Origin of the sequence: Roseovarius litoreus (genome assembly GCF_900142765.1) — a bacterium.
In the GTDB taxonomy this organism is placed as follows: Bacteria; Pseudomonadota; Alphaproteobacteria; order Rhodobacterales; family Rhodobacteraceae; genus Roseovarius; species Roseovarius litoreus.
This window is the reverse complement of the sequence record NZ_FRCB01000003.1, coordinates 34,929-49,606: the sequence shown is the minus strand read 5'-3', so window position 1 is coordinate 49,606 and position 14,678 is coordinate 34,929. Positions and strand designations below refer to the sequence as shown.

Annotated in this window: 5 protein-coding genes; all 5 read right to left on the bottom strand. The window is 61.6% G+C overall.

The features are described 5' to 3' along the window. Positions 1-325: 325 nt before the first annotated feature. Complete coding sequence (locus F3H35_RS06705; protein ID WP_149778863.1) at positions 326-9,580, bottom strand: Ig-like domain-containing protein; 9,255 nt, start codon at positions 9,578-9,580, stop codon at positions 326-328. A gap of 478 nt (positions 9,581-10,058) precedes the next feature. Then, on the bottom strand, positions 10,059-10,754 hold the full coding sequence (urtE, locus tag F3H35_RS06700) for an urea ABC transporter ATP-binding subunit UrtE (RefSeq protein WP_149778862.1): 696 nt from the start codon (positions 10,752-10,754) through the stop codon (positions 10,059-10,061). Between the two features lie 3 nt (positions 10,755-10,757). After that, entirely contained in the window at positions 10,758-11,498 is a 741-nt protein-coding gene (gene urtD / locus F3H35_RS06695) for an urea ABC transporter ATP-binding protein UrtD (protein WP_007817046.1), read from the bottom strand. After that, entirely contained in the window at positions 11,495-12,691 is a 1,197-nt protein-coding gene (urtC, locus tag F3H35_RS06690; RefSeq protein WP_188129894.1) for an urea ABC transporter permease subunit UrtC, read from the bottom strand. Before urtC ends, urtD begins: the two co-directional genes overlap by 4 nt. A 3-nt stretch (positions 12,692-12,694) precedes the next feature. Beyond that, a complete protein-coding gene (urtB, locus tag F3H35_RS06685) occupies positions 12,695-14,668 on the bottom strand; it encodes an urea ABC transporter permease subunit UrtB (protein WP_149778861.1) in 1,974 nt (657 codons plus the stop codon). Between the last annotated feature and the right edge of the window lie 10 nt (positions 14,669-14,678).

Below are 14,678 nucleotides of genomic sequence, written 5' to 3'. Positions count from 1 at the left end.
GACACAGCCCGCCAAAAGGCAAACGGCAGTCAGCGCAGCAAATGTGACGCGACATACCCCTGAACCGCTTTGTCCGCAAAACCGGAACGGAGGACCGGACACCGTCGAACTTGTTACCATTTTACCCGCCTCACGCCTCGCATGGTTCACAACGGTCGTGCCCTGCGATGGTTGTAGGAAAAAATAACCGACCTTTCGTCAAAAGCCATCAGTTATTCCACAGTTCTGGACCGTGTCACTTTGCCGACACGCCGAGCGTTCAACCAACGAGACGCGAAATGGCGAAGGGCTGCCCCCGGTAAAAGGGCCGCCCTTCAGGTTCATATCAAGTCGTGACGATATTGGTAATCTCATCATCGATGAACAACGTGGCGCCATTGGCCTCGTAGATGCTGAAGCTCTGCCCCTGGATCGACTGATCCTTGCCCGTGTCTTCGAACCCGGTCGCATTGACGACATCTCTACGGTCACCGACGATGATGAGTTCATTATCGGCATCCGTCAGCGCGATGACCTCGCTTTCATTCAACTCCACGACCTGCCTGATGCCATCATTCATGTCGATATATTCGACATCCGCTGTGAACCTGGCATCGTCGATCTGCGTGAAGTCCAGCGTCACAGCCTCGCTCAGCAGGATGTAGCCTTCATCATACGTGTCAGAGCCACTGGTCAAACCAGTGATTTCCGCAGCTGTCAGGCTTTCCTGCACGCCGTCAAGCGTGCCGTTATTGTCACTGTCCGTATCGCGATAATTGGCCACGCCATCGTTATCGAAATCTTCTCGGCCCTCATACTTGTCCCAGATCCGATCGTTGTCGCTGTCGATATCGACCCAGTTATCGATCCCGTCATCGTCGATGTCTTCGGCGCCAGAGAACGCGGCGTTGACGGTGATGGTCTGCACTCCAATCAGCCCTTCGCCATCAAGGTTGTTATAGGCCGTCGTGATGGTAACCCCAGCCTCGAATGCCGCAGCATCCAGTGTTGGCAACGGGTCTTGTCGCGGATCGCGGCTGCTACCAGCACCGCGCGAGTTGAATGTATTGGTCTCCTGCGCGATGGCCGCCAACACATCTTGGCGTCCGTTCGCGGTATCAACAAGTAGTTGTACCGTTCCGTCTGCTGTATTGATCTCCAGCGAGGGGTTGCCTTCACCCCTCCACGGCCGCCACCGTCCATCATTGTCGGTGTCGAAGTTAGCATTCACGCCGGTTGTGCGTTGAGTTCCATCGGCATTGAAGAACCAGTCACCTGCGTTGAAGTTCACAATGACCGCGTCATCGATCTGAACGAACAAACCATCGTCGAACCGATTGATTGCAATGCTGATCGTGGCATTATCAAAGACCTCGGTCGAAACTGGATCGACCGTTACAGTAAAGCTGGACTGCGTGCCGAGATTGTTGCCGACCGAATCATTGCCTCCTACGGCTGTGCGTTCACCCGGTGCATCTGCAACAATCGTGATCGAACCGCCATCGACGGTCCGCGTTGTCTCCGTATACCCGGTGGTCGGCTCCGTCACATTGCTGGTCGCAGCTGTAATGCTCGTCGTTGTGGTGACCGCCGATTCAAAGGTCGATTCAGTCGCATCCGGCAGCAGGTAGGTGTCCGGATCCCGGTCGTAGCTGATGATCGGCGTCACGAAGCCGCCGATGCTGCCCGCTCCCGGCGCTGTGGTCACCCCAGTGATCTGCCACGAGATGGCATCAATGGTCTTGCTTGAGTCAAGACCGATGAATTCGATCGTGCCCCCCGCTTGCGCCGCGTTGTCTTGGGATTGCGTTTCATCCGGGACAGCATTGATATCACCGACCGCATTGAACCCGTTTTCGGTGAATGTCCCAATATCCGTCAGTGTGCCACCGGTCCTCGCCGCGCCGTAAACATTGTCCCGAATAACATTCAGAGCAAGGTTTGCGTCTGTTGTTCCGTCGGAATACGAGACGGTGAAGTTACCGATATTGGTTCCAAGGATCATGTTGTCGAGGAACAGTTTGATATCCGTGATCGGGTTGTCGAAATTCAGCGTGTAGACATCGCCAACATTGGCCTCGCTGGAACCTTCCAAATACCGGAAGCCGGTGGCAGTCGCCCGCGCACCTGTCGGGCCAGAGAACGTGATCAAGCTCGGCTCGGTCCCGGTCGTGCCCGGAATGGTCGTTTGGATCGGACCCGAACTATCGGCCTGAACGGTAATCAGGCGATCGATCACTTCGACATCGACCGGATCGGGGCTGTCCCCGTCATCGTCGGTGTCCACCGTGTTCGCCACGCCATCCCCGTCGGTGTCGGTGAACGTAACCTGTGACGCTTGCAGACTGAAATTACCCGCCGCATCTTGCTGCACGGCATACAGCGTCTCACCATCCGCAATCGGCGTGTCGGCAACAAAGCTCCATGTGCCATCCGTCCAGACAACCGCCGAGCCAACAGGTACGCTCCCCTCGCCCGACATGATCGACACCGAAACCGTCGCACCGGGCTCACCGGTCCCGCTGACCGTATTGGCCTGGTCAGTGATGCCAGCATTGATGGTGGGAAGGGCGACAGTATTGTCCAAGGTTGCCGTCGCACTCGCCTCAGTCGCTGCATTACCCGCGGCATCCGACACATTCGCCGTAACCGTGATCTCGCCATTGGCAAGGGCAGAGATATCCGTCCCGCTGCCGCTCAGGCTCCAGTTCCCTGCGGACACCGTCGCCGTCGCGGTCACCGTCGCATTTGCGCTATCGGTGAAGGTCACCGTAACCGTCTGGCCGTTCTCCGCATCCGTCGTGCCAGCAACGAAGACATCCTCATCCTCTGAAGCGTTCACGATATCATCACCCGCGATACCGGGCGTGATCGCAATCGTCGGCGCGCTGTTGTCCAATGTCACCGCCGCACTCGCCTCGGTCGCTGCGTTACCTGCGGCATCCGACACGTTCGCCGTAACCGTGATCTCACCTTCCGCAAGTCCGGAGATATCCGCTTCGCTCCCGCTCAGGCTCCAGCCCCCTTCGGACACCGTCGCCGTCGCGGTCACCGTCGCATTTGCGCTATCGGTGAAGGTCACCGTAACCGTCTGGCCGTTCTCCGCATCCGTCGTGCCCGCGACAAGGACATCCTGATCCTCCGCCGCATTCACGACACCGTCAGTTTCGATCGGGGTCGTAATCGTGATTGTTGGCGCGCTGTTGTCCAATGTCACCGAGGCACTCGCCTCGGTCGCCGCGTTACCCGCAACATCGGACACATTTGCCGTAACCGTGATCTCCCCATTGGCAAGGCCGGAGATATCCGCCTCGCTGCCGCTCAGGCTCCAGCCCCCTTCGGACACCGTCGCCGTCGCGGTCACCGTCGCATTTGCGCTATCGGTGAAGGTCACCGTAACAATCTGGCCGTTCTCCGCATCCGTCGTGCCCGCGACAAGGACATCTGCATCCTCCGCAGCATTCACGACACCATCAGATTCGATCGGGGTCGTAATCGTGATTGTTGGCGCCGTCCCGTCAATCGCCGGAACATCCGTCGGCGCGCTCGTATTGCCCGCCGCATCCGTCGCCGTCACAGAGCCCGCAAAGCCCTCCGTCGTGCCGCCGGGGAAGTCCTCGGCCGGGATCGACCACGTGCCATCCGCACCAACCGTCGCCGTCACCGGGTTGCCCTCGCCATCGAGGACAGGATTGCCGTCGCCATCCAGCAGCGCGATCACATCGCCCGCAGTACCCGTCCCGCTCAGACCGTCCGCATTCGCAGCATCGACGCTCGGCGCGCCCGGCGCCGTCCCGTCAATCGCCGGAACATCCGTGGGCTCACTCGTATTGCCCGCCGCATCCGTCGCCGTCACAGATCCCGCAAAGCCCTCCGTCGTCCCGCCGGGGAAGTCCTCGGCCGGGATCGACCAATTGCCATCCGCACCAACCGTCGCCGTCACCGGGTTGCCCTCGCCATCGAGGACAGGATTGCCGTCGCCATCCAGCAGCGCGATCACATCGCCCGCAGTACCCGTCCCGCTCAGACCGTCCGCATTCGCAGCATCGACGCTCGGCGCGCCCGGCGCCGTCCCGTCAATCGCCGGAACATCCGTGGGCTCGCTCGTATTGCCAGCCGCATCCGTCGCCGTCACAGATCCCGCAAAGCCCTCCGTCGTGCCGCCGGGGAAGTCCTCGGCCGGGATCGACCAATTGCCATCCCCATCAACCGTCGCCGTCGCGATCGCGACCGGAGGCTCACTGTCGTCAAACAGCGTAACCGTGCTCCCCGGCTCCGCTGTCCCACTCAGGCCGTCCGCGTTGGCGCTGGTAACATCAGGTGCAAATGGCGCGGTTTCATCGACTGCAGGCTGTGATGTATTGTTCGCCTGATCGGTCTGTGTGGTCTCCACATCGGTGGATGTCTGCGGTGCCTCCGAGGTGATCGGGCCATAGGTCCCGTCATCGGCCACAACAGCCGTCCCCGTCGTCCCATCCGGGAAGGTCGTCGTCACGGTCGAGCCGGGCTCACCCGTACCCGACACGCTCAGCGTGCCATCGTCATTCACCGTCACCGTCTGCTCCGGCGCAAGCGGCGCGGTCTCATCCGTCACCGTCTCGCTCTGCGGATCAGAGGTGTTGCCCGCTTCATCGGTCTGCGTCGAGGACACGGTCCCCGTCGTCTGCGGCGCTTCCGAGGTGATCGGGCCATAGCTGCCGTCATCGGCCACAACAGCCGTCCCCGTCGTCCCATCGGGGAAGGTCGTCGTCACCGTCGAGCCGGGCTCGCCCGTACCCGACACGCTCAGCGTGCCGTCGTCATTCGGTGTCACAGTCTGGCTCGGCGACAGCGGCGCGGTCTCATCCGTCACCGTCTCGCTCTGCGGCGCCGAGGTGTTGCCCGCTTCATCGGTCTGGCTAGAGGACACGGTCCCCGTCGTCTGCGGCGCTTCCGAGGTGATCGGGCCATAGCTGCCGTCATCGGCCACGAGCGCCGTGCCGGTGGTCCCATCCGGGAAGGTCGTCGTCACGGTCGAGCCGGGCTCGCCCGTGCCCGAGACGCTCAGCGTGCCGTCGTCATTCGTCGTCACCGTCTGCTCCGGCGCAAGCGGCGCGGTCTCATCCGTCACCGTCTCGCTCTGCGGATCAGAGGTGTTGCCCGCTTCATCGGTCTGCGTCGAGGACACGGTCCCCGTCGTCTGCGGCGCTTCCGAGGTGATCGGGCCATAGCTGCCGTCATCGGCCACAACAGCCGTCCCCGTCGTCCCATCGGGGAAGGTCGTCGTCACGGTCGAGCCGGGCTCACCCGTACCTGACACGCTCAGCGTGCCATCGTCATTCGTCGTCACAGTCTGGCTCGGCGACAGCGGCGCGGTCTCATCCGTCACCGTCTCGCTCTGCGGCGCCGAGGTGTTGCCCGCTTCATCGGTCTGGCTAGAGGACACGGTCCCCGTCGTCTGCGGCGCTTCCGAGGTGATCGGGCCATAGGTCCCGTCATCGGCCACGAGCGCCGTCCCCGTCGTCCCATCCGGGAAGGTCGTCGTCACGGTGGAGCCAGGCTCGCCCGTGCCCGACACGCTCAGCGTGCCGTCATCGTTGGTGGTCACATCCTGCGAGGGCGACAGCGGGGCGGTGGTGTCCGAGTAGGCTTCGGTCAACGGCTCAGAGGTGTTGCCCGCCGCGTCGGTTGCGGTCACGGACACATCGCCCGTCGTCTGCGGCGCCTCCGAGGTGATCGGGCCATAGCTGCCATCTGCCGCCACAATTGCCGTAGCGGTGCTTCCATCCGGGAACTCGGTCGTCACCGTCGAGCCGGGTTCACCCGTGCCCGACACGCTCAGCGTGCCATCGGTGTTCGGCGTGATCACCTGGCTCGGTGCCTCGGGCGCGGTCGTATCGCTATAGGCCTCGGTCGCCGGATCGGAGGTGTTGCCGGCCTCGTCGGTCTGGGTCGCGGACACCTCGCCGCTGGTCTGTGGCGCGGCGGAGGTCACCGGGCCGAAATTGCCGCTGTCATCGACCAGCGCACTGCCCACGGTGCCATCGGGGAAGGTGACCTGAACGGTCGATCCCGGCTCACCTGTGCCCGAAACGGACAAGGTGCCGTCCTCGTTCTGCGTCGGCGTGTCGATGAATGGCTCAAGCGGCGCGGTCTCGTCCGTGTAGGGCAAGACCACGTCATCCGACTGGTTGCCGGCCTCATCGGTCTGATTCACGATCACGTCACCCGAGGTCTGCGGCGCGTCAGAGGTCACCGGGCCATAGCTGCCATCGGCCTCAACCAGCGCGGTGGCCGTCGTGCCGTCGGGGAAGAACACGGTCATGGTCGCACCCGGCTCGCCCGTGCCGGAGATCGACAGCGTGCCGTCGTCATTTGGCGTGACCGCACCGACGGTCGGGTTCAGCGGCTCGTTCGTGTCCACATAGTCCTCGGTCGACGGCTCGGAGACATTGTTCGCCTCATCCGTCTGCGTGGCCGTGACGGGACCCGTCGTCTGCGGCGCCTCCGAGGTCACCGGGCCAAACGCGCCATCTTCGCCGATCAGCGCGGTTGCGGATGTGCCATCCGGGAAGATCACGGTCGCGGTGGAGCCCGGCTCGCCCGTGCCGCTCACATCGATCGTGCCGTCGTCATTCGGGGTCACGATCAGGTTGACCGGCAGCGGCGGCGTCTTGTCGAAATAAGCCTCCGTCGCCACAGGAGCAGAGATATTGCCCGCCTCGTCGGTCTGCGTGGCCGAGACGGTCCCCGACGTCTGCGTCGCAGACGAGGTCACCGGGCCAAACGTGCCATCTTCGCCGACCAGCGCGGTTGCGGTCGTCCTATCCGGGAAGGTCACGGTCGCGGTGGAGCCCGGCTCGCCCGTGCCGCTCACATCGATCGTGCCATCTTTATTGGACGTGGCGACAAGGTTGCCTGGCGAAAGCGGGGCCTGCCCATCGTCAAACTCAGCCGCGTCCGGCAGGGACGGGTTGCCCGCCTCATCCGTCTGAACGGCCGACACCGCACCATCCGTCTGCGGCGCATCCGACGTCACCGGGCCAAAAGAGCCGTCGGGGCGAACTGTCGTGGTGCCTGTGCTGCGATCGGGGAAGGTCACGCTGGCGATGGCGCCGGGCTCGCCCGTGCCGGAGACCGAAAGCGTCCCATCGAGGTTTTGCTCGATGGCACCAAGAACCGGCGCCTGCGGGCCGACCGTGTCGGAGAAGGGCACCGTCTCGGCGGGCGAGACATTGCCCGCGCCATCGGTCTGGGTCGCCGTCACATCACCGGAGGTCTGCGGCGCAGACGAGGTGATCGGCCCAAAGGTCCCATCCGGACCGACAACAGCCGCGCCGATCGTCCCGTCGGGGAAGCTCACCGTCGCCGTCGAGCCGGGCTCGCCCGTGCCGGAGACCGACAAGGTGCCATCCTCGTTCGGCGTCACCGCGCCGATGGTCGGGGGGATCGGCGCCGTGGTGTCGGTATAGGCCTCGGTCGTCAAGGGCGACGTGTTGCCAGCCGCATCGCTCTGCCGCGTCGCGACCGCCCCCGTCGTCTGCGGCGCCGCCGAGGTGATCGGGCCATAGCTGCCATCCGGCGCCACAACCGCCGTCCCGGTCGTCCCGTCGGGGAAGGTCGTGGTCACGGTCGAGCCGGCCTCGCCCGTGCCAGACACGCTCAGCGTGCCGTTGTCGTTGGGGCTCACGTCCTGGCTCGGCGACAGCGGCGCCGTGGTGTCCGAATAGGCTTCGGTCGAAGGATCAGAGGTATTGCCCGCTTCATCGGTTGCGGTCACGGACACGGTCCCCCTCGTCTGCGGCGCTTCCGAGGTGATCGGACCATAGCTGCCGTCATCGGCCACAACAGCCGTCCCCGTCGTCCCATCGGGGAAGGTCGCCGTCACGGTGGAGCCAGGCTCGCCCGTGCCAGACACGCTCAGCGTGCCATCGTCATTCGGCGTCACATCCTGCGAGGGCGTCAAAATGTCCTGGATTATATCATCCAATAGCGCCTGAAGTTCAGCCACGGTATCGGCGCCACCGGCTTCAGCGTCACGCAGGGCTTCGAGGAATTCGTCAAGGTATGGTGAAGGCGCGGCCAGCCCCGTGAGCCCCAGAGCGGTGAGGTTTTCCTCGGTCAGCTGATCCAGCGCCTGCTGTGGGATCTCCGCGCCCGTATCCAGCGCCGCAAGTGCCTGTATGGCATCAGCGGTATCCACAAGCGTCTGGAAACCCTCAATTGTGTCCGCGGTGGCGTTGGGACCAGAACCTGTCGATGTCCCTTTCAGGGAATCCTCGAGAAGAGCCGAAAATTCCGGTTCAGTGGTCTGACCACCCTCACCTACTTCGGGCGTGCGCTCCACCCCCAAGCTGGGCGCGCGCAACAGGTCGGCCTCGGTTTCCGTTCCATCCTGGTTGTTGAATTCGAACTCTCTGGCACCCGCCAGCAATTCCGACCGCACGGCGGATTGTGCAGCGGCGGTATCATCGCCCGCATCTTCGATGGCTGAAACAAACTCTTCGATCGTGGCGCCCTGATCGCCTTGATTTAGCTTGTCCTTGCCTGACAGCATCGCCAGAACCTGGCCGTATTGCTCCCCATCGTCGATATCACCGTCGGTGTCATCGAAATCTTCATCAAAGATATCTTTAGGCGCGACGCCGTTGATATCGGAAAGACCGAAAGTTCCCTGTACCTGTTGGATGCTTTCGGTGATTTTTTCCGGAGAAACACCCCCGGCAGGTATCTCGCCCTCGGCACTAACACCGGCAAGACGCGCGGCCACAGTGGTTACCGGGTTGATGTTGAGCGCAACATTCGTGGTCCCGTTGGGCTGCGGATCGCCCGCGCCAAGGCCCATGAGCGTCGCGTTCAGGTCGGTATCCGCGCCCGTTGCTTCATCGCGGTAGTCGGGATTCTCGTTGAGATCGCGCATGATCGCGATCACGTTGGGGAACGTGCCCTGCAACGTCACCGAAAACGATCCGTCTTCGTTCAACGGAATGCCCGCCTGAAGAAGCGCACCGGTGTTGTCATAGAGGTCAACAACAAGCCCATTGCCGGGGATTACGGGACCGGCAACAAATGTGCCTGAAATAACGGTGATCGCATTTGCAACAGAGCCGAGGAAGGGCGCGGCTCCGCCACCACCTCCCATAGCCGCCAAACCCAAACCACCGGCACCAAGTCCAGCCAATGCAAGGCCGACATTGCCACCATCGCCAATCAACGCCGCACTGAGGGTGTCGTCGGTCAGCAACGGCTCAAGGGGTGAAAAACTCGAGGACTTCGCAAGGATGGATCCCGCAGCATCAGGGCTGCCACCAAAGGCGTAGAGGGCTTTGCCATCGACCGTTCCGATCGGCGCCATGTCGGCCGGCAGTTCGATCACGCCGCCAAGGCCATCCATCGAAAAGAGCGTATCTCCGAGGAAGTAATCCTGAAGGACAACCTCTGTGCCATCCGCGTAAAGCAGGACGAGGTCGTTGCCTTGCCGGACCGCCACATAGGGCTGCTCACCGAGGCTGCCGGCTGCGTCAACGATGGTTACGCTGTCATAAACTTGGTATTTCTGCGCGGGAATAACCGAAACGGCACCCGAACGAACTTCCAGACGGATCACAGAATTATCAAGCATTTACACAGTCCTTGCACTCGTTACTTCACACGGTGGAGACAAACTCGCGACCATTGGATGTCGCACCCCACACGAATTGTGGCCTGAAATAACCCAAGCCATACAATCGTTCGAGATAACTTATTCTCTTTTGAGAATGCAATTGGGAAAAGAGATTTATAACCATAAGGTTAGGTTACGCAACGTAAGCCGGCCGATGACGGATCTGAAGCTTGAAAAGAAGTGTTTTTCGACAACCGCCCTTCAAAGAGCTGCCAAATCGATGTCACGGGGTCTCAGGCTCGTCGATGCGAACGCATGATACGTGGAACACAAACAATCCAATATATGGGGATACCGCCCGCCATCTGGCGGAAACAGGCTCATTCGAGGCGCGTAATGATGTCAGCACCCCTGCCAATGCCGGCGCGAGACCTGTGCGAACATATCGGCCAGAAGGTCAGCACGAAACGCAAATGGCATGCCATTGCGACCCCACTCAGATAGACACTTCTCGCAGCAATCTGTCACGCTCCACATCGGCCGCCGGTTCCGACAGACGGACCACACCCCGGTTCAGCACGACGATATCGTCGGCCAGATCATAGGCAAAATCGAAGAACTGTTCGACAAGTACGATCGCGATCTTGCCCTCATTGCGCAAAAGGCGGATGACCTCGCCAATCTGTTTGATGATGTTGGGCTGGATGCCTTCGGTGGGTTCGTCCAGAAGCAGAACGCGCGGCTGCGTTATCAGGGCGCGTGCGATTGCAAGCTGTTGTTGCTGGCCACCCGACAGATCGCCACCTCGCCGGTCCTTCATCTGCGCAAGCACCGGGAACAGATCATAGATGCGCTCGGGTATCCGTTGTTCGGACTTCGGGAGGCAGGCAAAGCCGGTCTGCAAATTCTCGGTCACGGTAAGGAGCGGAAATATCTCACGGCCCTGGGGGACATAAGCGATCCCGTGTTTCGCCGCCTGGACTGCACCGAAGCGATCCAGCTCGGTTCCGTCCAGCACGATGCGCCCCCCGCTATAGGGGTGCCGCCCGGCGATTGCCTTGAGCAGACTGGTCTTGCCCACACCATTGGTGCCCATCACGGCGGTCACCGCGCCGGGGCGCGCCTGCAGGCTGACACCATGCAGGATTTGCGAGGCCCCGTAATGCAAGGTCAGGTCATCGACGCTCAGCATATGTCACCGCCCCAGATAGACATCGATCACCTCCTGGTTTTTCGTGACATGGTCCAGACTGCCCTCCGCAAGCACGGATCCTTCATGCAGCACCGTGACCTTGCAGCCAAGGCGACGCACGAATTCCATGTCATGTTCGATCACCACGACCGCGCGGGTTTTGGCGGCGCGCTTGAGCAGATCGGTGGTGTGTTCGCGCTCTGCGGGCGTCATCCCGGCCGCCGGTTCATCGACCAGCAACAGGCGCGGATCCTGCGCCAGCAACATCCCGATTTCCAACCATTGTTTCTGACCATGGCTCAACGCCCCTGCTCGCTTCGGCAACTGCTCGAGCAGGCCTATCTCCTGCGCGATCTCTCCGATCCGCGTGGCTGCATGCCGGGTGCGCCGGTAGAACAGCACGTCGAACGGGCCGCGTTTGTTCTTGAGGGCCATGGCAAGGTTTTCGCGCACGGTCTGATCTTCGAACACCGTGGGCTTCTGGAATTTTCTGCCAATGCCCGCGCGAGCGATCTCGCTTTCGCTCATCCCAAGAAGCGACACTGATTTTTCACCCCAGATGACGCGCCCCTCGTCGGGGCGGGTCTTGCCGGTCACGATATCCATGAACGTGGTCTTGCCCGCGCCATTGGGGCCGATCACCGCCCGTAGTTCCGGCTCGGCGATCTGGATCGACAGGTTGTTGATTGCCCGGAACCCGTCAAACGTGACAGAAACGCCCGAGACTTCGAGAAGCGTCGTCATTTGGCCCTCACAAGGTAGTCGAACAGCCCACCGATGCCACGTGGAAAGAAAAGCGTGACGGCGACAAAGCCGAGGCCGAGAAGAACAAGCCACCAATCGGTCCAGTTGATGACGTAGAAGCCAAGGTCGATGTCGGGCGCACCTCCGCCCGTGAACCAGCTTGACGCAAGGCTGACCACCGCCGCCCCGATCACAGCGCCATAAAGGCGCCCACGGCCCCCGATCGCCACCCAGACGGCCAGATAGATCGACGCGATGGGTGCGATTTCAGCCGGGTTGATGATCCCGGCTTGCGGATAATAGAGCGCGCCCGCCAACCCCGAAACAATGGCGGTCAAAGTGAAGATCACCAGCTTGTAATGCTCGACATGGTAGCCAAGAAACCGCACGCGCGCCTCGTTATCACGAATGCCACGGATAACCGATCCGAATTTGCCCGATACCAGCCATGCGAAGATCACGTAGCCAAGGCCAAGCGCAAAGGCCGATGCCCAGAAGAACCAAAGCGCCAGCGTTGACTGCGGCACATGCAGCAGGCCGGGAATGTTCTGAAGACCCGACAGCCCGTTATTGCCGCGCAGACCGGTGTCATTCTGAAAAAGGTAGAGCGACAAAGCCAGCGTCATGGCCTGTGTGAGGATCGACAGATAAACGCCAGTCACCCGGCTGCGAAACGCCAACCAGCCAAAGACCAGCGCCAGCAGCCCCGGCACCAACACGACCATGGCCAACTGCAGCGGCAGGCTGTGGGCGAAAACCCACAGGGCGGGCAGCTCGTTGCTGCCGACCACACCGAATATCTGCGTGGCGATGGCATCGGTGATCTCCGTCTCGGTCGGCGGAATGGGCGCGTTTTCGAACGAGTCGATCACGATCCCTTCGGTTCGGGCATACATCAACCACATCCCGATGGCGTAACCACCCAGACCGAAGAACGCGAAATGCCCCAGGCTGAGGATCCCGCAATAACCCCAGACCACATCCATCGCCACCGCGATCAGACACAGACAGAGCGTCATACCCAGCACCTTGACCATCGAGGTCGACAGGATGGGAAGGCCGAACCCTTCAGCAAGAACGCTCACACTCAGCGTGAATAGGCCAAGGGCTCCCAAGAACCAGAGTACCGAAGGATTTTCCGCAAAGAAGCTTTTACGTGGCGCGATGTCAGATGGCATATCTTGCGTGCTCATCGATCAATCCCCCGCAGCGCGACCCTTGAGGGCGACAATGCCCTTGGGCCGAACCTGAATGAATAGGATGACGAACAGAACCATATAGGTCTGTGCCGCCAGCGTGTTGGAGGGATTGAGCCATTCGATCCCCTTTTGCAGAAAGCCGATCATCGACGCGCCGGCCAATGTGCCCCAGACATTGCCGACGCCGCCCACAACCACGGTCATGAAGCTTTGCACGATATAATTGGCGCCCATTTCCGAGGTCACCTGCGCATAAAGCCCGATCGCCACACCCGCGATCCCGGCAATCCCCGAGCCCAGACCGAAGGTCAGCATGTTGATCCTGTCCGGGTTGATCCCCATGGACGCGGCCATACCCGGGTTCTGCGTGACCGCCCGCACCTCGAGCCCCAGACGCGTGCGTTTGAGGACATAAAGCAGCAGCGCCAGAAAGATCAGCGCCAGAACGAAAATCGCGACACGAATGGTTGAGATACCGACGATATCGTTCAAGGTGATCGCCCCACCCAGCCAGTCGGGTGCGGTCAGGGGACGAGCCTGCGTGCCGAAGATATTCTTGGCCAATTGCTGCAATGCGATGGATATACCGAAGGTGGCCAGCAAGGTTTCCAGCGGGCGTGTGTAGAGATGCCGGATCACCAGACGCTCCATTGTCACGCCAGCGCCAAACGTCACGGCAAAGGCCAGCGGCAGCGCGACCAAAAGGCTGAGCGTGTAATCAGGGATGAACAACTGCACCACATAGCCGGTATAGGCGCCCATCATGATGAACTCGCCATGCGCCATGTTGATGACGCCCATCACCCCGAAGGTAATGGCCAGCCCGATCGCCGCCAGAAAGAAGATCGACGCCAGCGACACTCCATCGAGAACAAGATCCAGCGTCTGGTAGACGGCCAGCATGCGCGCGGTCGCAGTCAGCGCTGCCTCTGCGGCGTTGGTGATATCAGGGTCCGGCTCGAGGTATTCCTCGTAGAATACATAGGCCGCAACGGCGCGAGCCACCTCTTCATCTGAAGCTCTTGGCGGAACCGTGCCAGCGGCTTCAAGCGCCTCATAAGCGATTGCGCGATTTTCGACCGTGTTCAGACGATGCAACGGCACACCGCCGACCTTGCCATCCAGGATGTGTTCGGCCAGCACATCGCGCAATTCCGCCGCGCTCTGTCGCGGCGGGGCAAGATCCTTCTCTACCAGCCTGTCATATGCTTCAGCCCGGGTCATATCTTGGCCGACCTCAAGAACTCGGGCGATATTGGCGCCGTCAGGCACGGTTTCTGCCAAAGCGTCCCGGCGTGCTGTCAATTGGTTCAGAACGCTGCGCGCCTCGATACTGGTATCCCCGGACAAGGCGTCGATAGCCGCCAGGCGATCCGCCTTGTCCGCTCCGAATTGCGCGGTCAAAAGGGCCAAAAGCCTTTGTTTGCGAGTTTTCAGATCGGCATCTGGCTCGCCGTCGATGCTGGCGGCCAGAGGCTCGATCTGGCTGGCATCAGCGCTTCTTGCGATAGATTCCAGCGCCGCGGCCCGACGGGCGGGGTCTGAGGCATTCAACTCGAACGGCACCAGCGCTGCGGCCACTTCTCGTTGCACGCCCGCGTTGGGCTTGATCTGGTCCACCTCACGGCTGCCGACCTGGCCCACGGCCTCTCCAGTGTCGATGTCGACAAGAGTGAGCGCGTCGCCCGCATCCTCGGCATAGAAGAACAGACCGTCACCGGGGCGTTGATACACCTCACGCGCCTCCCATTTACGCAGGAAGTCAGAGATGGCGGGATGATCAGACGCCAGAAGGGCCGCGATCACCGGTCCGATGGTGCGGCGCGAGGGCTTGGACAGTTCGGCCTTGTAGGGCTGCAGGACAGATTGCAGGGTTTCTTGCGCGGCGACATCGCCGGGGCGCCACGCGACAATGCAGACGAACAGCATCGCGGTCGCAATGACGCGGGCAAAAAGGGCGGTGAAACGCATGATCCGTCCG